The sequence below is a fragment of the Pseudophaeobacter sp. C1-32P7 genome (genome assembly GCF_041008775.1).
GTDB lineage: Bacteria > Pseudomonadota > Alphaproteobacteria > Rhodobacterales > Rhodobacteraceae > Phycobacter > Phycobacter gallaeciensis_A.
In genome coordinates this window covers 35,598-59,609 of sequence record NZ_JAXGFR010000009.1, presented here as the reverse complement: position 1 = coordinate 59,609, position 24,012 = coordinate 35,598, and the positions used below count along the sequence as shown (strand labels likewise).

26 protein-coding genes are annotated in these 24,012 nt (G+C 61.8%); 15 read left to right on the top strand and 11 right to left on the bottom strand.

The window, feature by feature from the left end; translation table 11 throughout:
• Positions 1–28: 28 nt before the first annotated feature.
• Complete coding sequence (locus tag SM763_RS14115; RefSeq protein WP_368998921.1) at positions 29–841, top strand: glycoside hydrolase family 25 protein; 813 nt, start codon at positions 29–31, stop codon at positions 839–841.
• Positions 842–850: 9 nt separating this feature from the next.
• On the opposite strand, the gene SM763_RS14110 is transcribed toward SM763_RS14115, so the two are convergent.
• Positions 851–1,795: a fatty acid desaturase family protein gene (locus tag SM763_RS14110; protein WP_368998920.1), complete on the bottom strand. Its 945-nt coding sequence runs from the start codon at positions 1,793–1,795 to the stop codon at positions 851–853.
• 85 nt (positions 1,796–1,880) lie between these two features.
• Complete coding sequence (gene hemC, locus SM763_RS14105; protein WP_368998919.1) at positions 1,881–2,840, bottom strand: hydroxymethylbilane synthase; 960 nt, start codon at positions 2,838–2,840, stop codon at positions 1,881–1,883.
• A gap of 111 nt (positions 2,841–2,951) precedes the next feature.
• Here hemC and hemE point away from each other — a divergent pair, with 111 nt between their 5' ends.
• Together hemE and SM763_RS14095 are read left to right on the top strand one after the other, a co-directional pair.
• Positions 2,952–3,986 (top strand): uroporphyrinogen decarboxylase, encoded by a 1,035-nt coding sequence (gene hemE / locus SM763_RS14100; RefSeq protein WP_368998918.1) that lies wholly within the window; start codon positions 2,952–2,954, stop codon positions 3,984–3,986.
• Between the two features lie 41 nt (positions 3,987–4,027).
• Complete coding sequence (locus SM763_RS14095) at positions 4,028–4,192, top strand: hypothetical protein (protein ID WP_165832675.1); 165 nt, start codon at positions 4,028–4,030, stop codon at positions 4,190–4,192.
• 19 nt (positions 4,193–4,211) lie between these two features.
• Here SM763_RS14095 and SM763_RS14090 read toward each other — a convergent pair whose 3' ends face one another.
• The 6 genes from SM763_RS14090 to SM763_RS14065 all read right to left on the bottom strand — a co-directional run bounded on the left by SM763_RS14090 (position 4,212) and on the right by SM763_RS14065 (position 9,433).
• Positions 4,212–5,369 (bottom strand): acyl-CoA dehydrogenase family protein, encoded by a 1,158-nt coding sequence (locus tag SM763_RS14090; protein ID WP_368998917.1) that lies wholly within the window; start codon positions 5,367–5,369, stop codon positions 4,212–4,214.
• Between the two features lie 4 nt (positions 5,370–5,373).
• Positions 5,374–6,465, bottom strand: a complete 1,092-nt coding sequence (locus SM763_RS14085) for a CaiB/BaiF CoA transferase family protein (protein ID WP_368998916.1) — start codon at positions 6,463–6,465, stop codon at positions 5,374–5,376.
• 74 nt (positions 6,466–6,539) lie between these two features.
• Entirely contained in the window at positions 6,540–7,367 is an 828-nt protein-coding gene (locus SM763_RS14080) for an SDR family NAD(P)-dependent oxidoreductase (RefSeq protein ID WP_368998915.1), read from the bottom strand.
• A 20-nt stretch (positions 7,368–7,387) separates the two neighbouring features.
• Complete coding sequence (locus SM763_RS14075; protein WP_368998914.1) at positions 7,388–7,798, bottom strand: MaoC family dehydratase; 411 nt, start codon at positions 7,796–7,798, stop codon at positions 7,388–7,390.
• Complete coding sequence (locus tag SM763_RS14070) at positions 7,795–8,241, bottom strand: MaoC family dehydratase N-terminal domain-containing protein (RefSeq protein WP_065271260.1); 447 nt, start codon at positions 8,239–8,241, stop codon at positions 7,795–7,797. Before SM763_RS14070 ends, SM763_RS14075 begins: the two co-directional genes overlap by 4 nt.
• Before the next feature lie 7 nt (positions 8,242–8,248).
• Positions 8,249–9,433: a lipid-transfer protein gene (locus SM763_RS14065; RefSeq protein WP_368998913.1), complete on the bottom strand. Its 1,185-nt coding sequence runs from the start codon at positions 9,431–9,433 to the stop codon at positions 8,249–8,251.
• A 152-nt stretch (positions 9,434–9,585) separates the two neighbouring features.
• Here SM763_RS14065 and SM763_RS14060 point away from each other — a divergent pair, with 152 nt between their 5' ends.
• Positions 9,586–10,218 (top strand): TetR/AcrR family transcriptional regulator, encoded by a 633-nt coding sequence (locus SM763_RS14060; protein ID WP_065271258.1) that lies wholly within the window; start codon positions 9,586–9,588, stop codon positions 10,216–10,218.
• 6 nt (positions 10,219–10,224) lie between these two features.
• Here SM763_RS14060 and SM763_RS14055 read toward each other — a convergent pair whose 3' ends face one another.
• Positions 10,225–11,085 (bottom strand): helix-turn-helix domain-containing protein, encoded by an 861-nt coding sequence (locus tag SM763_RS14055; protein ID WP_368998912.1) that lies wholly within the window; start codon positions 11,083–11,085, stop codon positions 10,225–10,227.
• A gap of 93 nt (positions 11,086–11,178) precedes the next feature.
• Here SM763_RS14055 and pobA point away from each other — a divergent pair, with 93 nt between their 5' ends.
• A complete protein-coding gene (pobA, locus tag SM763_RS14050; protein ID WP_368998911.1) occupies positions 11,179–12,360 on the top strand; it encodes a 4-hydroxybenzoate 3-monooxygenase in 1,182 nt (393 codons plus the stop codon).
• Positions 12,361–12,416: 56 nt separating this feature from the next.
• Entirely contained in the window at positions 12,417–13,292 is an 876-nt protein-coding gene (locus SM763_RS14045; protein ID WP_368998910.1) for a crotonase/enoyl-CoA hydratase family protein, read from the top strand.
• Positions 13,293–13,401: 109 nt separating this feature from the next.
• Here the strand turns inward: SM763_RS14045 and SM763_RS14040 are convergent, their stop codons facing one another.
• Together SM763_RS14040 and SM763_RS14035 are read right to left on the bottom strand one after the other, a co-directional pair.
• Positions 13,402–14,076: an NAD(P)-dependent oxidoreductase gene (locus tag SM763_RS14040; RefSeq protein WP_368998909.1), complete on the bottom strand. Its 675-nt coding sequence runs from the start codon at positions 14,074–14,076 to the stop codon at positions 13,402–13,404.
• Positions 14,077–14,185: 109 nt separating this feature from the next.
• The gene (locus SM763_RS14035) at positions 14,186–14,647 is read right to left on the bottom strand and encodes a winged helix-turn-helix transcriptional regulator (protein ID WP_274829699.1); all 462 of its coding nucleotides are present in this window, start codon (positions 14,645–14,647) and stop codon (positions 14,186–14,188) included.
• A gap of 144 nt (positions 14,648–14,791) precedes the next feature.
• Here SM763_RS14035 and SM763_RS14030 point away from each other — a divergent pair, with 144 nt between their 5' ends.
• The 9 genes from SM763_RS14030 to SM763_RS13990 all read left to right on the top strand — a co-directional run bounded on the left by SM763_RS14030 (position 14,792) and on the right by SM763_RS13990 (position 23,959).
• Positions 14,792–15,718: an alpha/beta hydrolase gene (locus SM763_RS14030; RefSeq protein ID WP_368998908.1), complete on the top strand. Its 927-nt coding sequence runs from the start codon at positions 14,792–14,794 to the stop codon at positions 15,716–15,718.
• Positions 15,719–15,834: 116 nt separating this feature from the next.
• On the top strand, positions 15,835–16,365 hold the full coding sequence (locus SM763_RS14025) for an SRPBCC family protein (protein WP_065271252.1): 531 nt from the start codon (positions 15,835–15,837) through the stop codon (positions 16,363–16,365).
• 139 nt (positions 16,366–16,504) lie between these two features.
• The gene (locus SM763_RS14020; protein WP_368998907.1) at positions 16,505–17,434 is read left to right on the top strand and encodes an ABC transporter ATP-binding protein; all 930 of its coding nucleotides are present in this window, start codon (positions 16,505–16,507) and stop codon (positions 17,432–17,434) included.
• The gene (locus SM763_RS14015; RefSeq protein ID WP_274832710.1) at positions 17,431–18,192 is read left to right on the top strand and encodes an ABC transporter permease; all 762 of its coding nucleotides are present in this window, start codon (positions 17,431–17,433) and stop codon (positions 18,190–18,192) included. The genes SM763_RS14020 and SM763_RS14015 overlap by 4 nt, the downstream gene beginning before the upstream one ends.
• Positions 18,193–18,354: 162 nt before the next feature.
• On the top strand, positions 18,355–19,152 hold the full coding sequence (locus tag SM763_RS14010) for a S49 family peptidase (protein ID WP_065271249.1): 798 nt from the start codon (positions 18,355–18,357) through the stop codon (positions 19,150–19,152).
• 171 nt (positions 19,153–19,323) lie between these two features.
• Entirely contained in the window at positions 19,324–20,283 is a 960-nt protein-coding gene (locus tag SM763_RS14005) for a calcium/sodium antiporter (protein ID WP_368998906.1), read from the top strand.
• Positions 20,255–21,094: an SDR family oxidoreductase gene (locus SM763_RS14000; protein WP_368998905.1), complete on the top strand. Its 840-nt coding sequence runs from the start codon at positions 20,255–20,257 to the stop codon at positions 21,092–21,094. The genes SM763_RS14005 and SM763_RS14000 overlap by 29 nt, the downstream gene beginning before the upstream one ends.
• Before the next feature lie 303 nt (positions 21,095–21,397).
• Positions 21,398–23,278 (top strand): excinuclease ABC subunit UvrC, encoded by a 1,881-nt coding sequence (uvrC, locus tag SM763_RS13995; RefSeq protein WP_368998904.1) that lies wholly within the window; start codon positions 21,398–21,400, stop codon positions 23,276–23,278.
• Between the two features lie 69 nt (positions 23,279–23,347).
• Positions 23,348–23,959 carry a DUF922 domain-containing protein gene (locus SM763_RS13990; RefSeq protein ID WP_368998903.1) on the top strand — a complete coding sequence of 204 codons (612 nt, stop codon included), beginning with the start codon at positions 23,348–23,350 and terminating at the stop codon, positions 23,957–23,959.
• The last annotated feature ends 53 nt before the right edge of the window (positions 23,960–24,012 follow it).

Below are 24,012 nucleotides of genomic sequence, written 5' to 3'. Positions count from 1 at the left end.
ACTGTGTTTGTTTGTGTGCGGAGGGATGATGCGGTTCTTTTTGATGTCGGCCCTTTGCCTTATGGCACTGGCTGCTTGCGGCACCCGGCCCGAGCCGGAGCGCCCGGCGCCGACCCAGCTTCCGTCCGATGCACAGCTGGCCCGGCTGGTGACCTATCCCCGGTTTGAGGACAGCGATCCGCATTCATGGGAGGGACGCACGCCCTACTCCTACGCCATTCACGGAATTGATGTGTCGCGCTGGCAGGGCGACATCGACTGGGACGCGGCCAAGGCGGCAGGCGTTTCCTTTGCCTATCTCAAGGCGACCGAGGGTGGCGATCTGCTGGATCCGAAGTTCCGCGACAACTGGCGCGGCGCCGCACGGGCGGGGCTGCCGCGGGGCGCCTATCACTATTTCTACTTCTGTCGCCCGGCGCGGGAGCAGGCGCGGTGGTTCATCCGCAACGTGCCGCGTGATGCCAAGGCGTTGCCCCATGTTCTGGATATGGAGTGGAACCACCACTCAAAGACCTGCAGGCATCGCCCCGATGGTGCGCATATCCGCTCTGAGGCGCGCAAGTTTCTGGATATTCTGGAGGCTCACTATGGCCGCCGCCCGGTGATCTACACCACGGTGGATTTCTTTGCTGAAACCGGTATCGGTCGCCTGCGGGGCACGGAGTTCTGGTTGCGCTCTGTCGCCGGGCATCCGCGCCAGACCTATCCCAGCGCCTTCTGGCGGCTCTGGCAATACACCGGCACCGGGCGGGTGCCGGGGATCGATGGCGACGTGGACCTCAATGTGTTCCACGACAGTCCCGAAAGCTGGTTGCGCTGGTCCGGCCAGCTGGAACAGTAGAGCGCAGGATCAGGCTCGCCGCCAGCCTGCCTCGGCCAAGGCCTGACCATACCCTTTCGCGATGCGCATCTGCTCCCCCAGCCCCTTTTTCAGCAACAGGGTGTGCATGCGTCTGAGCTGCCAGCAGGGAACGTGCATTACCATGTGATGCTCCAGATGGTAGTTCACCCAATAGGGCGCCACCAGAAGCCGGGCGAGCGGGCCTGCGCGGGTGGTGCGCACGTTCTGCAGCGGGTTTTCGGATTGCTCGGTGGCGCCATGCTCGGCGATGTTGCGCACCCGCAGCACGAACTGGAACCAAGTGAGATAGGGCAGCAGCCAGAAGGCAAGCCCCCACCACCAGTCGCCAATCAGACTGATGAGCAGGGCAATGCCGAAAAATACCGGCAGTGCCCCCCAAAGGCGCGGTGCCTTGAAGCTTTGGGCGAAATCGGAACTCGCCGCCTTGATCGCGTCGTCATCTCCGGCCAGCTGCAGGGACATGGCGATCTGGCCCAGAAGCTGTTTGATGCCGGTCTGCCCGGTTAGATCGCGGGTGAACTTGCGCCGCAGCGAGGCGCGGGAGGTGGGGAATTTCGACGACAGGACCAGATCGGGGTCCTTGTCCGTCTGGGTGAACCGGTGATGGGTCAGATGGTAATGCCGATAGGCGCCCAGATCCGCCAGAATGGGGCGACCGCAGAGCCAGTCCCCGGCAAGCTCATTCCAGCGGCGGGTCTTGAATAGCGCGTTATGGGCGGCCTCGTGCATCAGGATCGCCAGCCCCAGCTGGCGCGAGCCGATCACCATCACGGCGAGCACAAAGGTCAGAACATTGGGCCAGAGCGCGAAGAGCGCGATCACCAGGGCAATCGTGCCCCAGCAGTGCAGTAGCAACCACAGTCCCATAGGATCCGATCGTTCCGCCAAAGGGCGAATTTCGTCAGAGCTGAGATATGTTTTTCCCGGTGTCATGCGTGTAGTCCTCCCAAGCCTCAGGCTTCCAGCAGAAGCGCAAACAGGTCAAGAAAACCGTGGCGTCAGGTCCGGGACAGGGCGGTCAGCCGCGCCAGTCGAAGAAACCTTCCCCGGCCTGCTTCAGCAGTTTTGCCGCCATGTCACGGCCCAGCTCCGGTCCGTCCTCGATCGCGCAGGTCTGCGCGTCCTGAAGGGCTTCGGAGCCATCGGGGCGCAGCACTTCGCCGCGCAGGCGCAGGGTGGTGCCGTCAAGCTCCGCAAGACCCGCGATGGGCGTTTCGCAAGACCCGTCCAGAGCCGCCAGAAAGGCGCGTTCGGCCGCAAGACGCTGTGCGGTCTCTGTATCATGGATGGCCGCAAGCATATCGCCCGAGCGGCTGTCATCTGCGCGCCGTTCGATGCCAATGGCGCCCTGCGCCACGGCGGGCAGCATGTCGTCCGTGTCGATGCCGGTTGCGGGCACGTTCTCCATCGCCAGACGATTCAGCCCGGCCATCGCCAGGAAGGTGCATTCGGCCACGCCGTCGTCGAGTTTCTTCAGGCGGGTCTGCACGTTGCCGCGGAACTCCACCACTTTCAGATCGGGGCGGCGGTTCAGCAATTGCGCGCGGCGGCGCAGCGAGGAGGTGCCCACGACAGAGCCCGGCGCCAGTTCGGTGATCGAGGACAGGCTCGGGGAGATGAAAGCATCGCGCACGTCTTCGCGCGGCAGGTAGCAATCCAGCACCAGACCCACAGGCTGCGCCACTGGCATGTCCTTCATCGAATGCACCGCGATGTCGATGGCGCCGGTCAGCATCGCTTCTTCGATTTCCTTGGTGAACAGGCCCTTGTTGCCGATCTCCTTCAGCGGGCGGTCCGCTGCGATCAGCGCCTGATTGTCACCGGTGGTTTTGATGACGACGATCTCGAAGGCCTCCTGCGGCAGCTCGAACGCGGCGGCCAGACGGTCGCGCGTCTCATGGGCTTGAGCCAGGGCCAGCGGCGAGCCACGGGTGCCGATCTTCAGGGGCGAAGCGGGGGAGGGCAGGTTCTGTGTCATGTCAGAACCTTTATTCGCGACATTATGCCGTGACAAGCATCGGCCTCACCACCCTTGACAATTTGCCGCTCAGCCTAGACCTCAGTATCCAAGAGAGAAGCGAGGGATCCCATGGCCGAACAGAAGAAACTGCTGCGCGCATTGGCAGGCGAAAAACAGCATGTGCCGCCGATCTGGATGATGCGTCAGGCGGGCCGCTATCTGCCGGAATACCGTGCGACGCGGGCTCAGGCCGGGGATTTCCTGTCGCTGTGCTATAACTCGGAACTGGCTGCCGAGGTCACCCTGCAACCGATCCGCCGCTATGGGTTCGATGCGGCGATCCTGTTTGCCGATATCCTGTTGGTGCCGCAGGCGCTGGGCGCGGATCTGTGGTTCGTCACCGGCGAAGGGCCGCGCCTGTCGACCATCACCACCGATGCGGATTTTGCCAAGCTTGGCCCGGTCAGCGACATCCACGAGACGCTGAACCCGATCTACGAGACCCTGCGCATTTTGAAGGGGGAACTGCCCAGCGAGACGGCTCTGATCGGTTTTGCTGGCGCGCCCTGGACCGTGGCGACCTACATGATCGCCGGACGCGGCACCCCGGATCAGGGGCCTGCCCATGCGTTGAAGGCGGAAAACCGTCCGCTGTTCGAGGCGCTTCTGACCCGCATTACCGAGGCGACCATCGATTACCTGTCAAAGCAGATCGAGGCGGGTGCCGAAGTGGTGAAGATCTTCGACAGCTGGGCCGGATCGCTGAAAGGTGAGGATTTCCAGAAGTACGCACTGGAGCCCTGCCGCCAGATCACCACGGCGCTGAAAGAGCGTCACCCCGGCATCCCGGTCATCGGTTTCCCGCGTGAGGCGGGCGATAAGTATATCGGTTTTGCCAAGGCAACAGGTGTCGATTGCGTAGCGGTGGATAATTCGGTGACCCCGGAATGGGTCGCTGAACATGTGCAGATTGACGGCTGCGTGCAGGGTAACCTGGCTTCGCGTCACATGGTGACCGGTGGTCAGGATCTGATCAATGACACCCGCCGCATCGTCAACGCCCTGCGCGGCGGCCCGCATATCTTCAACCTTGGCCATGGGATCACCCCGGACGCCGACCCGGACAATGTGCAGCTGATGATCGATACGGTCCGCGAAGCCTGATCGTGCGTCGCGTTCAGCCAATCAATATGTGAGCGAGAGTAATGGATTACAGCAAGCAAGGCGGCCAGAAACCGGGCCGCAACGAACCCCGCCACAGCGAACATAACGCCAAGGGCACCGACAAGAACCCCTACAGCAAGCGCGAAACCAAGGCAGAGTTGCTGGCCCGCATGAAGAAGGCCGCAGCCGCCCAGAAGGACGGCTGAGCCGCGCCGTTCGGCCTTTTTATTCGGTCAGGGTGCGGGCAATCAACTCTTTCATGATCTCGTTCGACCCGCCGTAGATCTTTTGCACGCGGGCATCGGCGTACATATTGGCGATGGGATATTCCAGCATGTAGCCATAGCCGCCGTGCAGTTGCAGGCATTCGTCGACGACATCGCATTGCATCTGCGTCACCCACCATTTCGCCATTGAGGCGGTGGCGGCGTCCAGCTCTCCGCGCAGGTGCTTGGCGACGCAGTCATCCAGGAACACGCGGGCGATATGGGCGATGGTCTTGGCCTCGGCCAGCTTGAATCGGGTGTTCTGCATCTCGATCAGCGCCTGACCAAAGGCACGCCGCTCTGAGGTATAGGCGATGGTGTCTTCCAGTGCCTTCTCGATCACGGCGGCGGCGCCAAGGGCGATCACCAGCCGTTCCTGAGGCAGGGCCTTCATCAGCTGATAGAATCCCTGTCCCTCGACGCCGCCCAAAAGGTTCTCGGGCGGCACGCGCACATCGTCAAAGAACAATTCGGAGGTGTCCTGGCTCTTGAGGCCCAGCTTTTCGAGGTTGCGACCCCGCGCAAACCCTTCGGCGCCCTCGGTTTCCACCACCAGAAGCGAGATCCCCTTGGCGCCCTGCGTGGTATCGGTCTTGCAGACCACGATGATCAGATCCGCCTGCTGACCATTGGTGATGAAGGTTTTGGAGCCGTTCAGCACATAGTCGTTGCCGTCGCGCAGGGCGTTCGCCTTGATGTTCTGCAGGTCCGACCCGGTGCCGGGTTCGGTCATGGCGATGGCGCAGACCATTTCGCCGCTGGCCATCTTTGGCAGCCAGCGCTGTTTCTGATCCTCGGTGCCATAATCGAGTATATAGCCCGCGCAGATCTGGCTATGGACGGAATTGCCAAAGCCGGAAAACCCGGCGGCGCGGAACTGTTCGGTGGTGATTACCGCCTCGTGCCGGAAATCGCCGCCCATGCCGCCGTATTCCTCGGGGACGCTGGCGCAGAGGAGGCCGAATTCCCCCGCCTTGTTCCAGAACTCCCGGTCGATATGGCCTTGTTTCTGCCAGCGTTCTTCATGCGGGGTCATTTCGGCGGTGAAGAAGCTGCGGCAGCTGTCCTGCAGCATTGCCAGTTCATCCGTCATCCAGGGAGAGACATGCGCTGTCATGGGATCAGTCCTTCTTTCGGCCCAGTTCGGTCAGAATTTCGGGCGCGTGCTGCCCCCGTGCGGGGCTTTCGGGCGCTGTCCAGTCGCCCGCATCAGAGAACCGTGGGGCGGGGGCGGCCTGAAGCGCGCCATGTGCCTCGACCCAGGTGCCGCGGGCGTTCATAGGATGGGTCAGCGCCTCGCCGGGGCTGAGAACAGGCGCGACGCAGGCATCGGTGCCCTCAAAAATACCTGCCCAGTGATCGCGGGGCTGGCTGGCAAAGATACCGGCCAGACGCCCGGTCAGCGCGGGCCAGAGTGATTTGTCAAACTGACGCTGAAAATCGGTATCCTCCGCAAGATCCATCAATGACAGGAACTGGGCATAGAATTTCGGCTCAAGACATTGCACCGACATGAAGCCACCATCGGCGCAGGCGTAGGTGCGGCTCCAGTGCGGGCCATCAAGCAGGTTCTGCCCGCGTGTATCGCCAAAGTTCCCGGCCTGACGGATGCTCATCAGGAGGTTCATCATATGGGCCGAGCCGTCATAGATCGCCGCATCGACGACGCAGCCTTCGCCGCTGGTGCGGGCGCGCAGGATACCGGCGAGCATACCCGCCACCAGATACATGGCGCCGCCGCCGATATCGCCGACCAGCGTGGCGGGCGTCAGCGGCGCATCGCCGGGGTTCGACCCGTACCACAGCGCGCCAGACAGAGAGATGTAGTTGAGGTCATGCCCTGCCGCATGGGAAAGGGCGCTGTCCTGGCCCCAGCCGGTCATGCGGCCAAAGACAAGGGCCGGGTTCACCGCATGGCAGGCCTCGGGGCCGATGCCGAGCTTTTCCATCACGCCAGGGCGGAAACCTTCGATTAGACCATCGGCGGTTTCCACCAGCGCCATGAAGGTCTCGATGTCTTCGGAATCCTTCAGGTCCAGCTCGATCGAGCGCTTGCCACGATCCAGAACCGAGCGTTCCGGCATGCCGGGAGTGACGCCGCCGCCCTTGCGATGGATACAGATCACATCGGCGCCCATATCGGCGAGCGTCATCGCGGCAAAGGGGCCGGGGCCGAGGCCTTCGACCTCAATGATGCGGGTACCTTCCAGCATTTATGTCGTCTCCCGTAGTAACTCCCGCCCCGGTGTGGGGCGGGCCTGTGCGCTGTTTCAGAGTGTGGCGTGGGTCAGGTGCCGGACAGGCCGCCGCCCACGATCAGGGTCTGGCCCGAGACATAGTTGCTTTCGGGGATGCAAAAGAGGTAGACGCCGCCGGCGGCCTCTTCGGGCGTGCCCGCACGGCCCACGGGGATCATCATCTCCATGCCCTGCACCAGTTTCTTGGGGATGCCGATGCCGATCTTGTTGCCCTCGACCTCGATCGATTTCTTTTCGTCCGTGGCTTCGGTCAGGCGGGTGGAGATCATACCAAAGGCCACTGCGTTGACGTTCACCTTGAAGCGGCCCCATTCCTTGGCCATCGTCTTGGTCAGGCCGATGACGCCGGATTTTGCAGCGGAATAGTTCGCCTGTCCCGGATTGCCGCCAGTTCCGGAGATCGACGAGATATTCACCACCTTGCGGAAAACCTCGCGTCCTTCGGCGGCCTCATCCGCAGCCGCTTGGGTGATAAAGGGCGACGCTGCGCGCAGGATCTGGAAGGGCGCCTTCAGGTGTACATCGATCATGGCGTCGAACTGTTCATCACTCATCTTGCCGATGAAGCTGTCCCAGGTGTAGCCGGCGTTGTTGACGATGATGTCGATGCCGCCGAACTTGTCGATCCCGGCCTGGATAAAATCATCGGCAAAGCCTGCCGCCGTGACGGAACCGGGAATGGCCAGCGCCTTGCGGCCCATCGCTTCGATTTCGGCAACGACGGCGTTTGCGGGTTCCGCGTCCAGATCGTTCAGCACCACATTGGCGCCGTCCTCGGCCAGTTTCAGCGCGATGGAACGGCCGATACCGCGTCCGGCGCCAGTGACATAGGCGGTCTTGCCTGCAAGTTTGCTCATCTCTTCAGTGTCCTTTGTCGTTATGGCAGCTCAATCAGGGCGGTCCCGGCCAGTTTGACCTCGCCGTTCTGATCGGCAGCCTCAATCTCAAGCGCCACCAGATTGCCGTCGCGTTTTTCCACCACCTTGCCGGTGCAGGTAATCACCGCGTGAACCTGGGTGATCGATACAAACCGGGTGGTGAATTCGCGCAAGGCCGATTGCGGTACCCAACCCGTCAACAGGCGGCCCAGATAGGCCATATTCAGCATGCCGTGGGCAAAGACGTCCGGCATGCCTGCGCGTTTCGCGAAATCGATGTCGATGTGGATCGGGTTGTGATCGCCCGAGGCGCCGGCGAACAGCGCCAGCGTGGTGCGGGTGATCTCCTTGGTGGTGAGGGGCGGCAGCGCGTCGCCCACCTTGATCTCGGCATAGGTTGGCATGGTCATTGCGGGTGCCTCACGATCACGGTGCGGGTCATGCTGCCTGCGTCTTCGCCGAGCTGGTTGGTGGCCGAGGTTTTCAGATGCACGAACTCCATGGCGCCGCCTTTCTTGGCGTAGATGTCAGTGACCTTGCTCACCAGGGTAATGGTATCCCCGGCGCACATCGGCGCGCCATAGGTAAAGGCCTGCTCACCATGAAGGACCTTTGCGATGTCGATCTTCAAGAGCGTGATGAAATAGAACGGATCTTCGCGGTCCAGATCCAGCGAGAACAGGTAGGTGGGCGGTGCCAGCAGCCCACGATAGCCCGCCGCCTTCGCGGCCTCCTCATCCAGATAGACGCGGTCGCTCTGGCCGGTTGCGCGGGCAAAATCCCGCAACCGGCCTTTCTCCACCGTGACCGCATAGGGATCGGTCACGTGGCCGATGTAAGAGGTGTCGATCATCGCCGCCTCACTGCGCCTGATACATGGTGACGACGCAGGCGCCGCCAAGGCCGAGGTTGTGCTGCAGCGCCGTGCGGGCGCCTTCGACCTGCGTGCTGCCTGCGGTGCCGCGCAGCTGGCGGGTCAGCTCGTAACATTGCGCAAGGCCGGTCGCGCCAAGGGGATGTCCCTTGGACAAAAGCCCGCCGGAGGGATTGGTCACATATTTGCCGCCATAGGTGTTGTCGCCATCGGCGATGAACTTGGATGCGCCGCCTTCCGGGCAGAGGCCAAGACCTTCGTAGGTGATCATCTCGTTATGGGCGAAACAGTCGTGCAGTTCGATCACGTCGACGTCTTCGATGCCGATGCCGGTTTGCTCCTGCACCTGTTTCGAGGCGGCTGCCGTCATGTCGTAGCCGACGACCTTCATCATGTCGTGGGCGTCAAAGGTGCTGGCGTAATCGGTGGTCATCGCCTGGCCCGCGATGCGCACGTTGGTGTTCAGCCCGTGTTTCTTGGCATAGGCCTCGCTGACCACGACCGCCGCCGCCGCGCCGCAGGTGGGCGGGCAGGCCATGAGGCGGGTCATCACGCCTTCCCAGATGGTGGGGCTTTCTAGCACATCCTCGGGCGACAGCTCATTTCGGAACAGGGCCAGCGGGTTGTTCACCGCATGGCGGCTCGCCTTGGCGCGGATGCGCGCGAGGTCCAGCATGGTGGAGCCGTATTTCTCCATGTGCGACTTGCCCGCACCGCCGAAATAGCGCAGCGCCAGCGGGATCTCGGGCTGGCCGACCAGATCGTCGGTTTCCGCGTCAAAGGCATCAAACGGGCTGGGCCGGTCATCCCAGTGCGAGGTCAGTGCGCCGGGTTTCATATGCTCAAAGCCAAGCGCCAGCGCCACATCGACAACACCCGATTCCACCGCCTGACGCGCCATGAACAGGGCGGTCGATCCGGTCGAGCAGTTGTTGTTGACGTTCATCACCGGAATGCCGGTCATGCCCACCTTGTAAAGCGCCGCCTGACCGCAGGTGCTGTCACCATAGACATAGCCCGCATAGGCCTGCTGCACGGCATCATAGGGCAGGCCCGCGTCCTTCAGCGCATCGCGCACGGCGGTAGCGCCCATTTTGGTATAGGGTTCATTCTGGCCGGGTTTGGCGAATTTGGTCATACCCACCCCGGCAACCATCACATGTGCAGACATTGGCTCTCTCCCTTGCGCGAGTCGGAATTACACTTCCGGGTTACTTTCGGTTCGGGCTGGGCAAACTGTCAAGAAGAGTGTAACTGATGAGTGTAATTACCGGGCGTCAATAGGTCAGACCTTGTATGGGGCAAGCCGGGGGAAGAACGGCGATGGGCAATAAAACCTGGACGAAAACGGCAGACAGCCGGAGTGCGCAGCGCGAGATCAAACGCCGCGCAGTGCTGATGGCCGGTGCGCGCCTGTTCAACGATCAGGGATACGAGCAGACCTCGCTTGAGGACATCGCCGCCGCGCTCAACATTACCAAGCGCACGATCTACTATTATGTGCAAAGCAAGGAGGACATCCTGTTCGGTTGCCACCAGCTGAGCCTGGAATTCCTGGGCGAGGTGATGGAGATCAGCCGCGATGACAGCCTGCCAGTGGCTGAGCGGATTTCGCGGCTGATCCGCGGCTATTGCGAGTGGGTGTCCACCGATCTTGGCGCCAGCCTGGCCATGGTGCGGGCGCACAGCCTGTCGCCCGAGCGGCGCGAGGCCCTGCACGAGGGTAAAGCTCGGGTGGATTTTCAGCTGCGGATGCTGATTGAGAAGGGGATTCGCGAAGGCGTCATCCGTCATTGCGATCCGCGTCTTGTGGCGGCCGGGGTATTTGGCGCGCTGAACTGGATCCCTTTCTGGAACCGCACTGACCGGCCGGTTCCCCACGAGGAAATTGCCGAACAGTATCTTGCAATGATCCTGAATGGTTTGCTGCCAGGCGCCGGGGGCAGCAAGCGCTGATCGGTGTCAGGCGCTGTCGCCCAATTGTTTGCGAAAGGCGCGCGGCGGCATGCCGGTGCCCTTGGTGAAGACGCGGCTGAAATGGGCGGGATCGCTGAACCCAAGATCATAGGCGATCTGCGCCGCGCTGAGCGACGTATAAAGCAGCATCCGCCGGGCTTCGCGCAGCATGCGCTCATTCACCAGATGCGATGCGGACTGGCCCGTGACCTGATGCACGATCCGGTTTAGATGGGTCGGGGAGACGGCGAGATCGCGGGCATACTCCGCCAGCGGGCGGCGGCTGCGGAAATGTTGCTCCACGAGGGTTTCAAAGCGGGAAAAGATCGGGTTGCCACCATTCTGACGGTCGCCGCCCTCAGCAGTGTGAATATGGCGGGCGACAAGGGCGGTCAGAGTTCCGGCGAGCGAACGCAGCAGTTGCGCGCGGGCAAAATTCTGGCCGTGGTATTCCTGATACAGCGTTTCGGCCATGCCGCGCAGGTCCGGTGGCAGCGGCAAAACGCAGGCATGATCCAGCGGGCCACGCACGCCTTCGCCGCTGCGGATGCAATGATCAACAAGGTCTGAGGGCAGGGTGACAACCCAGCCGCTGGTCTCTGGCTCGAACGTGTAACCGTGAACAACCCCGCGAGGTATATTGACGAAACAGGGGGCGGGCAGGGTATGTGCTTCCCCGTCCAGATCTACCACGCCGCCGCCACTGGTCATGAACAGAACCTGATGCAGCCGGGCGTGCCGGTGCGGTGACAGCTGCCAATCATGCTGCTCGGAGCGGGAGCGGATCGTCTCCACATGCAGCACGTCCGCCAGTTCATCGGTTTCCCCGAACAGGTTGTAGCTGCGGATCTGAAGAGCGCTGGTCATGTGCGAAATGTACAAGAACTTGCGCGCATGGTCCATTCGCAAATCCCGGACCCCGCGTCATATTGCCCGTCACCATGAAACGGAGACGCGCTTATGACCGTGCAGAAAACCCAAGTTGCAATCATCGGAGGCGGTCCTTCGGGCCTGCTGTTGTCGCAGCTGTTGCACCGCAAGGGGATCGATAGCATCGTACTGGAACGGCAATCCCGCGACTATGTGTTGGGCCGGATCCGGGCGGGCGTGCTGGAGCATGGTTTCGTCAATCTGATGCGCGAGGCAGGCTGCGGAGAGCGCATGGATGCCGAAGGCGAGGTGCACGAAGGTTTCTATATCGCCCACCAGGGGCGCAGCGATCGTATCGATTTGGAAAAATACGCAGATGGCGCCACGGTCATGGTCTATGGCCAGACCGAGGTAACGCGCGATCTATACGCCGCCCGCGATGCCATGGATGGGGCCGTCATTCACGAGGCCGCCAATGTGCAGCCGCATGATCTGAAGTCCGAAAGCCCCTATGTTACCTACGATAAAGACGGATCTGAGCACCGAATTGACTGCGATTTCATCGTCGGCGCCGACGGGTTCCACGGGGTCAGCCGCAAATCTATTCCCGGCGATGTGCTGAAGGAATACGAAAAGGTCTATCCCTTTGGCTGGCTGGGCATTCTGTCGGAAACCAAGCCCGTCTCGCCCGAGCTGATCTATGCTCGTCACGAGCGCGGCTTTGCGCTTTGCTCGATGCGCAGCCAGGTGCTGAGCCGCTATTACATTCAGGTGCCACTGACGGATAAGCCCGAGGACTGGTCGGATGATGCTTTCTGGGCAGAGCTGAAGAGCCGCCTGCCTGAGGATGTGGCCGCTGGACTGGAAACTGGTCCGTCGATCGAGAAATCCATCGCGCCCCTGCGCAGTTTCGTGGCCGAGCCGATGCGCTATGGCAATCTGTTCCTGGCCGGGGATGCGGCGCATATCGTGCCGCCCACCGGGGCCAAGGGGCTGAACTCGGCTGCGTCGGATATCTACTATCTCTACCATGGCTTTATGGATCACTACCTCAATGGCGACAGCGCCGGGCTGGATGGCTACTCCGAAAAGGCACTGGCCCGGGTCTGGAAGGCAGAGCGGTTCAGCTGGTGGATGACCAACCTGTTGCATCTCTTCCCAGATGCGCAGGAAGTGGATCAGCGCCTGCAATGTACCGACCTTGATTACCTGTTCTCTTCGGAGGCGGCGCAGGCTTCGCTCGCCGAAAATTATGTGGGTCTGCCCTACTGACGTCGCGTTCGCACGGCTAGGTCTTAGCCTCCGGGCGTGCTTTCCTCCCTCGGGAAATGAGGGAGGAAAAAATGACGACCGTTGCATATGAAAAAGACGGCCGGATCGCGCGCATCACGCTGAACCGGCCGGAGACCATGAACGCCATCGACGACCAGATGCCGCGGGATCTTGCGGCGGCCGTCGCGCGGGCAGATGCGGATCCGGGCGTGCACGTCATGGTGCTGTCCGGCGCGGGGGATGCCTTTTGCGCTGGCTATGATCTGACCTTTTATGCTGAGGGCAACGGGTCGGGCGAGGCCACCCAGCCGATGCCATGGGACCCCATCAAGGACTACCGGTTCATGTGGGAAAACACCCAGCATTTCATGTCGATGTGGCGTGCGGTGAAGCCTGTGGTCTGCAAGGTGCACGGTTTTGCGGTCGCGGGCGGATCGGACATCGCGCTCTGTGCGGATATGACGATCATGGCCGAGGATGCGCAGATCGGATACATGCCCGCCCGCGTCTGGGGCTGCCCGACCACGGCAATGTGGGTCTATCGCCTTGGCGCTGAGCGAGCCAAGCGGATGCTGTTCACCGGTGACAAGATTTCGGGGCGCGAGGCAGCGGATATGGGGCTGGTGCTCAAGGCGGTGCCAGCAGAGCAGCTGGACGATGCGGTAGAGGAAATGGCGGCCCGCATGGCCACGGTTCCGATCAACCAACTGGCCATGCAGAAAATGGTGATCAACCAGGCGATCGAGCAGACCGGTTTGATGCAGACCCAACGGCTGGCGACGGTATTCGACGGCATCACCCGCCATTCTCCGGAAGGCATCGCTTTCAAGGAACGTTCCGAGGAAAAGGGCTGGAAACAGGCGGTCCGGGAGCGTGATGAGGGCACATACGACTGGACGCGGCAGGAGGAAATCCCCAAGGGCAACAGGTAGCGGAAAGGCTCCCGCTGACAGGGCGTTCATCGCAGATGATTTGCTGCCGCTCGGCTGAGCGCCGTGCCCGGGGGCACGGCGTGACTGCGCAAGAGAGTGCGGTTTGGCGTCAGCCGGGCTGCATGGCTGGTGCGGGAGCCGTCCAGGCCGCGGTCAGTCGGCGGCGAGCGACCTGAGGCGCTTCGGCAAGATCCAGCATCGCCACCGCGAAATCCGCATAGGTGATCTGCGACTGGCCTTCTGCGTCGGTGACCAGCGTATCGGTGCCAAATTCATAGTGGCCGGTCCGTGGCCCCGGCAACAGCATCGCAGGCGGGCGCAGGCAGGTCCAGGTGACTGCGGTGTCCTGTTCCAGAAGGGCATCCTGATCGGCGCAGGCCTGCGCGATGGGGCGCACCGCGTCCGGCAGGAAATCGGGGGCGCTCAGAACCGTGTGGCCGCTGCCATCTGCCAGTTTCAGCAGCGCCGCGCCGCCAGTGATCAGCGCGGGGATCCCCGCTGATGCAGCGACGTTCAGCGCGGCGCGGGTGAGGGGAACCAGGTCTCCCTCGTGCCCTGCAGCGGGGCGCAGGGCGCTGATCACCAGGTCATGTCCGGCTGCGGCATCCGCTGCCGCGTCGGGTTTGCCGAGAAGGTCGAGCGACAGGGCGTCTACGCCGGAGGGTAGGGGGCCGAGCCGACTGGTGTCCCGCGCTACGGCTGTGATGTGGTGGCCGCGGCTCACGGCTTCGCGCAGGGTGGCGCTTCCGACATCGCCGGTGGCGCCGAAAAGAATGATTTTCATGAGTGAACTCCTTTTGTCTCGTCGTCGAGATATAATGTAAAAATCTTGACGTAAAGATAAGTGTCGTCCAAAGCAGTCTGCTCTTTTTGCACAGGTGCTGTTCAGAGTATCAGTCGCTGGGCTTGGCCGGGTCGCGGTAGCGCATCAGAACCGTCCGGTGGTTCAACTCCTGTCCGGTGTGTCGGTCGGTCACCACCGGATCGATCTCCTCGCCGCCGTCCCGCAGGATAAAGGAGAGGGGAGAGGGGGCCTCGCTGGGAAGATTGCTGCGCGCCCAGTCCTGCAAGGCGAGCATCACCGGGGCAAAGGCCTTGCCCGATTCGGTTAGTCGGTATTCGTGACGCAGGGGGCGTTCCTGATAGGGGCGGCGCTCCAGCAGGCCCATCGCCTCAAGCCGTTTCAGCCGTTCGGCGAGCAGATGCCGGGTGATCCCGAGGCTTTTCTGGAAGTCGTCGAACCGGCGCACACCCAGGAAACATTCCCGCAAAATCAAAAGGGTCCAGCGATCACCCACCACCCCCATCGCCCGCGCCACCGGGCAGGCGGCCTCTTTCATGTCATGCCATTTCATGAGGCAGTTCTAGCATGGATTGACAAGGTTCTCAAATGGAACCGATAATGGGTTCCAAATAGGAATTAACTATTGTGGCAACCATGCAGACCCCGCGAAATCCCGGGCTGCAGCCGCCGCGCCCCGACATCAGGAGGACCAGCCATGGTCAGTGTCACATCGAATGCAACGCTCAAACGCCGCCCACCGCCCGCACTGGCGATGCTCCAGCGGGCATCGGGCATGTTGGAGGCTATTTCTCCGGCGGCGGCCTCTTTCGTGCTGGCGACGCTGTTTACCCGGCCAAGACGGCAAAAGTTGCCGAAACGGGAACGGGACTGGCTGCTGGCAGCGGCTGCGCGGCCCCTGCGGCTGCAATCGGGTATCGAAATCCCGCTTTATGAATGGCGCGCGACGCCACGTGGCCATGGTGTCCTGGATGAGGCGCCTCTGCCGACCATCCTGTTGGTACATGGCATGTCGGGCCGGGCCGGGCAGCTCGGCGGTTTCGCGGCGCCACTGGTCAAGGCCGGGTTCCGGGTCGTGGCCTTTGACGCGCCGGGCCACGGGGCGGCTCCCGGGCGCCGCAGTTCGCTGCCGGAAATGCTGTGGGTGACCGAGGATGTCGCGGCGCATCTGGGGCCGTTGGCCGGGATTATCGCCCACTCCAATGGCGCGGCAGCCACGGTGGCCGCACTGTCGCGGGGTCTCCGGGTGCGACGGGTTGCGCTGTTGGCGCCGCCGACGGATCTGGCGGCCTATCTGGGCAAGGTCGCTCGGCTTCTGGGGTTTGGGTCCAAGGTGGCGAAAGGCGCGCAGACCCGGCTGGAAAAACGTTATGGTCTTCCATTCGATGCGCTGCGCGGCACTGATCTTGCCCGTGGGTTGGCGCAACCGGCCCTGATCGTGCATGACAATGCGGACCGTGTGGTTCCGGCCTCGGAAGGGCGTGCCTTGGCGGACAGCTGGCCGGGGGCGCGGTTGCATGTGACCGCGGGGCTGGGACATGGCAAGATCCTGCGGGATGACAGTGTGATCGCCCGGGTTGTCGACCATCTGACACCTGAGGTCGCGTCGGTCGAAGAGGAGTGATCAGGAGGTGCCCTTTGCTCCCGCGTGACGCTTCCGTCTTGGCAGACGGCAGGGTGGCGGCTAGGTCTGTAAGGGATAAGAGACTGCCGACACCCGGCCATAACGGAGGACCCGCCATGCAGATGAGTGATCAGAAGGAAATTGCCGCCCCGCCGACCGAGGTCTACGCCGCGCTGCTGAACCCCGAGGTGCTGAAAGCCTGCGTGCCTGGCGCCACCGAGGTAACGGGCTCCCCGGAGGAAGGCTTCGAGGCTTCGGTTACCCAGAAGGTCGGGCCGGTCAAGGCGACCTTCAAGGGGCAGGTGACCCTTTCGGATCTGGTTCCGGGCGAAAAGCTGACCATCGCCGGTGAAGGCAAGGGCGGCGCGGCCGGATTTGCCAAGGGCGGCGCAAAGGTGAGCCTGGAACCCTCTGATGGCGGCACCATGCTGAGCTATGAGGTCGAAGCCAAGGTCGGAGGCAAGTTGGCGCAACTGGGCAGCCGGATCATCGACGGCTTTGCCAAGAAGATGGCCGATCAGTTCTTCGTCAACCTGCAGACCCATCTGGCGCCTGAAGCGGAAAACGCTGGGGAAGACGGCGCCGAGGATGGCGGCGAAGAGGGTGAAGGCAAAAAAGGCTGGTTCAAAAAAATGACGGGTGGCTAAGGGGCGGCTGATCGGCGCCCGACCGTAGCAGCCGTAGCCTTTCTCTCCGCGCTGGCGCACATGCAACTGCGCGCCTGACCACTGGTGGCTGGATCAGTGGCTGGATAGCCTGCGCTCAACGAAAATATGGGGAGAGGCCATGTCAGCGATCCTGTCTATACGCGATCTGCGCAAGACCTACGAAGGTGGGTTCGAGGCGCTGAAAGGGGCCTCTCTGGAGATTGAAGAGGGCGAAATCCTTGCCTTGCTCGGGCCGAATGGCGCGGGCAAGACAACCTTGATTTCAACCGTCTGCGGTATCACCACGCCCACATCAGGCAGCGTCACCGTCGCCGGGCATGATATTCTGCAGGAGTTCCGCGCGGCGCGGCGGCTGATCGGGCTGGTGCCGCAGGAAATCAATCTGGAACCGTTTGAAACGGTCTGGAATGCGGTGCGGTTTTCACGCGGCCTGTTCGGCAAGCCCAAGAATGACGCGCTGCTTGAGGAGATCCTGAAGAAACTGTCCCTCTGGGACAAGCGCAAGAGCCAGATCAAGGAATTGTCCGGCGGCATGAAACGCCGGGTGCTGATCGCCAAGGCGCTAAGCCACGAGCCGCGCGTGCTGTTCCTGGATGAGCCCACCGCCGGTGTCGATGTGGAACTGCGCAAGGACATGTGGGAGGTGGTGCGCGAGCTGAAGGCCGATGGCGTCACCATTATCCTGACCACCCATTACATCGAAGAGGCCGAAGCCATTGCCGACCGGATCGGGGTGATCACCAAGGGGCAGATCCTGCTGGTGCAGGAGAAGGCTGATCTGATGGCGCAGATGGGCCGCAAGCAGCTGGAAGTGCAGCTGACATCGCCGATCGCCGAAGTGCCCGAGGCGTTGGCAGCGCATGGGCTGGAACTGGGCGCGGACGGGCGGTCACTCATCTACAGCTACGACACAAGGGGTGAGCGGACCGGCATCACCGCGCTGCTCAACGATGTGGCTGCGGCCGGGCTGGTCCTGTCGGATGTGGTGACACGCCAATCCAGCCTTGAAGATATATTTGTCGGTCTTGTCGCGGGAGAAGAGTCATGAACTGGACGGCGGTTGCATCAATATATCGCTTTGAAATGGCGCGCTTCTTTCGCACGCTGATGCAAAGCTTCCTGTCGCCGGTCCTGTCGACCTCGCTTTATTTCGTGGTTTTTGGCGCCGCCATCGGCAGCCGCATCGACGAGGTCGAGGGCATCGCCTATGGCGCCTTCATTGTGCCGGGGCTGATCATGCTGAGCGTGATCACGCAGAGCATTTCGAATGCCTCCTTTGGGATCTATTTCCCCAAATTCATCGGCACGGTTTACGAGCTGTTGTCGGCGCCGATCAATTTTCTTGAGATTGTCCTCGGCTATGTCGGGGCGGCCGCGACCAAGGCGCTGTTCATTGGGGTGGTGATCCTGTGCACGGCCTCGCTGTTCGTGGATCTGTCCATCGCGCACCCTTTTGCCATGGTGCTGTTCCTGCTGCTGACGTGCCTCAGCTTTGCGCTGTTGGGCTTCATCATCGGGATCTGGGCGAAAAACTTTGAACAGCTGCAACTTGTGCCGTTGCTGATCGTGACTCCGCTGGTGTTTCTTGGCGGGTCTTTCTACTCGATCTCGATGTTGCCGCCGCTCTGGCAGAAAATCACCATGTTCAATCCGGTGGTCTATCTGATCTCGGGCTTCCGCTGGTCCTTCTTTGGCACCGCAGATGTTCCGGTCGGGACCAGCCTCTTGGCCATCGGTGGGTTTACCTGCCTGTGCCTTGCGGTGATCTGGTGGATTTTCAAAACCGGCTGGCGCATCCGGTCCTGATCGCTGGGCGATACAGCGAAGGCAGGCGGGCCGCAACATTCGGACGTTTGCCCGGGGTGGTGCGTTGCAAAATTGCCTGCGCACAGGTGCTTTTTCCCTTTGCGGTCGTTTCCCTGCCCCGGGGACCTTGTTTCGGGGCGGGGGGCATTCTACATCGGCGCCATGATCCTGCGCATACCCTTTGTCAAAAAGCCGCCTCTTGTTTCTGTGGTCCGCCTGTCCGGCGCGATCGGAATGCCGGGACGCGGCAGTCTGAGCGATGCGGCGTTGGCCCCTGTGCTGGAGCGCGCCTTTAGCAAGGGCAAGCCCGCCGCCGTGGCGCTGGAGATCAATTCTCCGGGCGGCTCACCGGTGCAAAGTTCGCTGATCGGCGCGCGCATCCGGCGCCTGGCCGAGGAAAAAGAGATCCCCGTGATCGCCTTTGTCGAGGATGTGGCGGCCTCTGGCGGTTATTGGCTGGCGGCCGCGGCGGATGAAATCTGGGCAGATGACAGTTCCGTCGTCGGTTCGATCGGCGTGATTTCCGCGGGCTTTGGTGCCCATGTACTGCTGGCCCGTCAGGGGGTGGAGCGCCGGGTCTACACGGCAGGCGAAAGCAAATCGATGCTGGATCCGTTCCGTCCTGAAAACCCCGAAGACGTGGCGCGCCTGAAAAGACTTCTGAACGATATTCACACCAATTTCATCCATCACGTGACCAGCCGTCGCGGCGATGCGCTGAGCAAGGATGAACCGCTGTTCACCGGTGAGGTCTGGCTGGCCCGGCGGGCAACCGAACTGGGCCTGATTGACGGGATCGCGCATCTGCTGCCGAAACTGAAGCAGCGCTACGGCGACAAGGTGCGGATCCGCCGTTATGGCATGAAGCGCCCGTTCCTGAGCCGGTTCGGCATGCAGATGGCACAGGATGCCCTGGGTGGCCTTGAGGAACGCGCGGAATTCGCGCGGTTTGGCCTCTGACGTGCTGCTCAAAATCGTTTCCATTTTCCTGGTTGTTATGGCGGTTATGGCCATGTTCGGAAAGCTCCGGCTGCCCGGGCACAAGCAGCTGAAATCTGCGCGTTGCCCGTCCTGCGGACGCTTTAGGATTGGCAAAGGGCCCTGCGCCTGCGGAAAAGGAGGACCACGGCGATGATGCCTTGGTTGTATTGTGGATTGGGCCTGGTGATCCTGCTGCTGGCCGGGGACGCATTGGTGCGCGGGGCGGTTAACCTGTCGCTGCGCCTTGGCGTTCCGGCCCTGATCGTCAGTCTAACCATCGTGGCCTTTGGTACCTCGGCGCCCGAACTTCTGATTGCCATCAGCGCGGTTATGGAAGGTGCCGACGGCATTGCGATGGGCAACGTCGTAGGATCCAATACAGCCAATATCCTTCTGGTTCTGGGCGTGCCTGCGATCCTGATGCGGCTGGATACCAGCAAATGCGCGACGCAGAAAAACTATGTTTACATGCTCATCGCCTCGGTGCTGTTCATCGCGTTGGCTTTCGTCGGGGTGTTCACCCTGTGGTCGGGGCTGATCCTGCTGGCGGCGCTGGCGATTGTACTGGGCGGCGCATTCCGCGAGGCACGGGCACACCGGCGCAACCGGAATGGGAAAGCGGAGGCAGCGGATGATCTGGAAGAGATCGAGGAAGCCGACCCCGACATGCCGTTCTGGCGTATCGGCGTCTACCTTGTCCTCGGGCTGGTCGGCCTGCCACTGGGCGCGGATTTGCTTGTAGACAATGCCACGATCATCGCGCGGATGTATGGCATCAGCGAAACCGTCATTGGTCTGACGTTGGTGGCGATAGGAACCTCCCTGCCGGAACTCGCCACCACGGTCATGGCGGCGTTGCGGCGGCAGGCGGATGTCGCGCTGGGCAATGTCATCGGCTCCAACATGTTCAACCTGCTGGCCATCATCGGTGTTGCGACCTTTGTCGGGCCGATCTCGGTCGATCCCGAATTCCTGCGCTTTGACCTTTGGGTGATGCTGGCGGCCTCGCTGCTGATCTTTCCTTTTGTCTTTTTCAAGATGGACATCACGCGCCGGTGGGGTGGTCTCTTGACCGGGCTTTATGTGCTCTATCTGTGGGTTCTGCTCTGACCACAGAAGCAGGCAGGCAATCAGGGAGGCATCCATGCGGGCTTTGGTGACAGGAGCGGGCAAACGTCTGGGGCAGGCGATGGCCCTGAAACTGGCCCGGCAGGGGTTCGACGTTGCCGTCCATTACGCGACCTCTGAGGCTGAGGCGAAAGCCACTGCCGATGCGATACGAGGTCTGGGGCGGCGCGCTGAACTGGTGCAGGCGGATCTTCTGTGTGAGGCTGAAGCCGTAGAACTACTGCCTGCGGCGGCCAAGGCATTGGGCGGCCCGATCACCTGCCTTGTGAACAACGCCTCCATCTTCGAGCATGACAGTTTTGAAACCGCGACGCGGGAAAGCTGGGACCGACATTTCGGCAGCAACCTGCGTGCTCCCTTCGTGCTGATGCAGGCGATGGCCGCACAAGAGGTCGAGCAGCCGTTTGATGAGAGCAATGAGCCGCAGGCCTGGGGGCTGGTGGTCAACATGATCGATCAGCGGGTACGGCGACTGACGCCTGAGTTCAGCAGCTACACGTTGGCCAAATCCGCCCTCTGGACGCTGACGCAGACGGCGGCGCAGGGGCTGGCGCCCCGGATCCGGGTCAACGCTATCGGGCCGGGGCCAACCCTACAGGGACCGCGCCAGAGCCCGCAGCAGTTCAACGATCAGCGGGCCAGAACCGTTCTGCAGCGGGGCGCCAATCTGGGCGATATCACGGCCGCACTAGGCTATCTTCTGGAGGCGCCAGCGGTTACCGGACAGCTGATCTGTGTCGATGGCGGGCAGCATCTGGCCTGGGAAACGCCGGACGTGGTCGGGCTGGAATAACCCCTGCCGGACCGGTCTTTGCGAAAAGTTTTGCACCACCAGCGCGATGATCACAAACCCGTTACAAAAGTGTCTTTGTTTTCAAAACCTTGTCAGGCGTTGGAAAATTTTAAAAACGAAATCAAGGTCTTATATATCCGCCTAAATTTTAGGCATTCTTCCAAAACCGGTCGAAAACAAGGGAAATCGCTGGATAGCCCGAAGATATCTTCACACTTATCCACAGGAGTGGTGGATTTGTCCGCTCTTGAAACAGGCTGGGAAACATTGCAGCGACATGCGTAGAATCATATGTGTCAGGACATGATTGATCAGACATCAGATGCATCGCCCGCGGAACCGCCGCGCAGCGGTTATGCCGTCATTCAGGGCTATGTGAAAACGCTGGATTCCTCGCCCGGCGTTTATCGCATGCTCGATGCCGACAGCCGGGTTCTTTATGTGGGCAAGGCGCGCAATCTGAAGGCGCGGGTGTCGAATTATACCCGGCCGGGCAATAGTCCGCGGATCGAACGGATGATCGCGCTTACCACCTCGATGATGTTCCTGACCACGCGGACGGAAACCGAGGCGCTGCTGCTGGAGCAGAATCTGATCAAGCAGCTGAAGCCGAAGTACAACGTGCTGCTGCGCGATGACAAAAGCTTTCCCAATATCCTGGTGTCCAAAGATCACGCCTATCCGCAGATCAAGAAGCATCGGGGCGCCCGCAAGGAAAAGGGGAGCTATTTCGGACCCTTTGCCAGCGCAGGCGCGGTGAACCGAACGCTGAACCAGCTGCAAAAGGCGTTCCTGCTGCGCAACTGCTCGGACGCAATGTTCGAGAGCCGCACGCGCCCCTGTCTGCAATATCAGATCAAGCGCTGCTCGGCCCCCTGTACCGGGGAAATCAGCGCCGAAGAGTACGCCGCCAGCGTCCGTGATGCCGAGCGGTTCCTGTCCGGGCGCTCCACCAAGATCCAGGAGGAACTGGCAGAACAGATGATGGCGGCCTCCGAAGCGATGGAGTTCGAGCGCGCGGCCGCCCTGCGCGACCGGATCAAGGCGCTGACACAGGTGCAAACGGCGCAAGGCATCAATCCGCGCGGTGTCGCCGAGGCGGATGTCATCGGTCTGCACATGGAGGGGGGGCAGGCCTGCGTTCAGGTCTTCTTCATCCGGGCGAACCAGAACTGGGGCAATCAGGATTTCTATCCCCGCGTCGATGCCGACAACAGCCCCGCCGAGGTGATGGAGGCCTTCCTTGGCCAGTTCTACAGCAACAAGGAGCCGCCGCGGCAGTTGATCCTGTCTGATGATATCGAGAATGGCGATCTGATGGAGCAGGCGCTGAGCGAGAAGGCTGGGCGCCGGGTCGAGGTGATGGTCCCGCAACGCGGTGAAAAGACTGAACTGGTGGCTGGTGCCGTGCGCAATGCCCGCGAGAGCCTGGCCCGCCGCATGGCTGAAAGCGCGACGCAGGCCAAGCTGCTGAAGGGGCTGGCGGAGGCCTTTGGCCTAGACGGTCCGCCAAATCGGATTGAGGTTTACGACAACTCGCATATCCAAGGCTCCCATGCGGTCGGTGGCATGATCGTCGCGGGCCCCGAGGGGCTGATGAAGAATGCCTACCGCAAGTTCAACATCAAGGGCGACGACCTGACACCTGGCGATGACTTCGGCATGATGAAGGAGGTGCTGAACCGCCGGTTCTCCCGCTTGCTGAAAGAGGATCCCGACCGGGAAAAGGGGCTGTGGCCGGATCTGCTGCTGATCGACGGCGGTGCCGGGCAGGTGTCGGCCGTGGCGGAGATCATGGCAGAACACGGCGTGCAGGATATTCCCATGGTCGGCGTCGCCAAAGGGGTGGATCGCGACCACGGGAAGGAAGAGTTCCACCGGCTGGGTGAGAATGCCTTTGCCCTGCAACGCAACGATCCGGTGCTTTATTTCATCCAGCGTCTACGGGACGAGGCGCACAGATTTGCCATCGGCACCCATCGGGCCAAACGGGCCAAGGCGATGGGGGCGACACCGCTGGATGAGGTAGCCGGTGTCGGCGCCAGCCGGAAACGTGCACTGCTGGCCCACTTCGGCAGCGCCAAGGCGGTGAGCCGCGCCAATCTGGCTGACCTCAAGGCGGTGGATGGCATTTCCGAGGCGCTGGCAGAACGGATCTACGACCACTTCCACGCGCAAGGCTAGGCGTCTGATTTTGGGGTAGGGGGGAAACATGCTATTCTGGGCGCGCGTCCCTAGCCGCCCGGAGGAGCCATGGCTGTTTCCCTGACCGTAAAGCCCGTCGCCTACGACACTTATTCTGTGTCCGGAAAGACGCTGCCGGACATTGCTAAAAGCATCAAGAGCAAGGGGCCCAAGGACCCGAACGACAACAAGAAGGTTACCTTTCTGACCACCACGGAGCTGGAGTGCCTGACCGCCAAGGGCAAATACGTGGCGGATGGCAAGGCAAAGATCGACAAGAAGACCGGCTGGTTCGAGGTCACGACCAAGGTTTCAACGCTGAAGTTGACCCTGCACACCACGGTGCGTTGCCCGAAACGCTCGGTCAGCGGGTTGTCCCCCCGAGCACTGATCGAATGGTATCGCTTTTACGCCTGTTGCCTCGCGCATGAGGGGGAACATCTGATCAAGGCCAAGAAGGAATGCGAGAAAATCGCCAAGGAGTTGGACAAGCTCAAAGGCACCGGGCTGGCCGAAACCGAGGCGGAAGCCCTCAAGCTTGCTCAGGAAGACCTGATGCGGGTCATCAACATCCACATCTTTGACGACCGCAATCGCCTGAACGAGGTGCACCGGAAGTTCGATCATTCTAGTCACCACGGTGAAAAGAAGGGCGCACTTTTGGATACCTCGGTTGGGTGATCGGACCACATTCCCGACGCAGCGGATCTGCAGCGACACAATTGGTCGCGGCC

Coding starts and splice junctions, on each gene's coding strand:
- SM763_RS14005 (WP_368998906.1), top strand. CDS start 19,324: ATGATGCCTTGGTTGTATTGTGGATTGGGCCTGGTGATCCTGCTGCTG.
- SM763_RS14095 (WP_165832675.1), top strand. CDS start 4,028: ATGGATTACAGCAAGCAAGGCGGCCAGAAACCGGGCCGCAACGAACCC.
- uvrC (WP_368998904.1), top strand. CDS start 21,398: ATGATTGATCAGACATCAGATGCATCGCCCGCGGAACCGCCGCGCAGC.
- SM763_RS14080 (WP_368998915.1), bottom strand. CDS start 7,367: ATGAGCAAACTTGCAGGCAAGACCGCCTATGTCACTGGCGCCGGACGC.
- SM763_RS14055 (WP_368998912.1), bottom strand. CDS start 11,085: ATGACCAGCGCTCTTCAGATCCGCAGCTACAACCTGTTCGGGGAAACC.
- hemE (WP_368998918.1), top strand. CDS start 2,952: ATGGCCGAACAGAAGAAACTGCTGCGCGCATTGGCAGGCGAAAAACAG.
- SM763_RS13990 (WP_368998903.1), top strand. CDS start 23,348: ATGGCTGTTTCCCTGACCGTAAAGCCCGTCGCCTACGACACTTATTCT.
- hemC (WP_368998919.1), bottom strand. CDS start 2,840: ATGACACAGAACCTGCCCTCCCCCGCTTCGCCCCTGAAGATCGGCACC.
- SM763_RS14015 (WP_274832710.1), top strand. CDS start 17,431: ATGAACTGGACGGCGGTTGCATCAATATATCGCTTTGAAATGGCGCGC.
- SM763_RS14065 (WP_368998913.1), bottom strand. CDS start 9,433: ATGTCTGCACATGTGATGGTTGCCGGGGTGGGTATGACCAAATTCGCC.
- SM763_RS14060 (WP_065271258.1), top strand. CDS start 9,586: ATGGGCAATAAAACCTGGACGAAAACGGCAGACAGCCGGAGTGCGCAG.
- SM763_RS14085 (WP_368998916.1), bottom strand. CDS start 6,465: ATGCTGGAAGGTACCCGCATCATTGAGGTCGAAGGCCTCGGCCCCGGC.
- SM763_RS14070 (WP_065271260.1), bottom strand. CDS start 8,241: ATGATCGACACCTCTTACATCGGCCACGTGACCGATCCCTATGCGGTC.
- SM763_RS14010 (WP_065271249.1), top strand. CDS start 18,355: ATGATCCTGCGCATACCCTTTGTCAAAAAGCCGCCTCTTGTTTCTGTG.
- SM763_RS14115 (WP_368998921.1), top strand. CDS start 29: ATGCGGTTCTTTTTGATGTCGGCCCTTTGCCTTATGGCACTGGCTGCT.
- SM763_RS14040 (WP_368998909.1), bottom strand. CDS start 14,076: ATGAAAATCATTCTTTTCGGCGCCACCGGCGATGTCGGAAGCGCCACC.
- SM763_RS14020 (WP_368998907.1), top strand. CDS start 16,505: ATGTCAGCGATCCTGTCTATACGCGATCTGCGCAAGACCTACGAAGGT.
- SM763_RS14000 (WP_368998905.1), top strand. CDS start 20,255: ATGTGCTCTATCTGTGGGTTCTGCTCTGACCACAGAAGCAGGCAGGCA.
- SM763_RS14090 (WP_368998917.1), bottom strand. CDS start 5,369: ATGACAGCGCATGTCTCTCCCTGGATGACGGATGAACTGGCAATGCTG.
- SM763_RS14075 (WP_368998914.1), bottom strand. CDS start 7,798: ATGACCATGCCAACCTATGCCGAGATCAAGGTGGGCGACGCGCTGCCG.
- SM763_RS14035 (WP_274829699.1), bottom strand. CDS start 14,647: ATGAAATGGCATGACATGAAAGAGGCCGCCTGCCCGGTGGCGCGGGCG.
- SM763_RS14045 (WP_368998910.1), top strand. CDS start 12,417: ATGAGGGAGGAAAAAATGACGACCGTTGCATATGAAAAAGACGGCCGG.
- SM763_RS14025 (WP_065271252.1), top strand. CDS start 15,835: ATGCAGATGAGTGATCAGAAGGAAATTGCCGCCCCGCCGACCGAGGTC.
- SM763_RS14110 (WP_368998920.1), bottom strand. CDS start 1,795: ATGACACCGGGAAAAACATATCTCAGCTCTGACGAAATTCGCCCTTTG.
- SM763_RS14030 (WP_368998908.1), top strand. CDS start 14,792: ATGGTCAGTGTCACATCGAATGCAACGCTCAAACGCCGCCCACCGCCC.
- pobA (WP_368998911.1), top strand. CDS start 11,179: ATGACCGTGCAGAAAACCCAAGTTGCAATCATCGGAGGCGGTCCTTCG.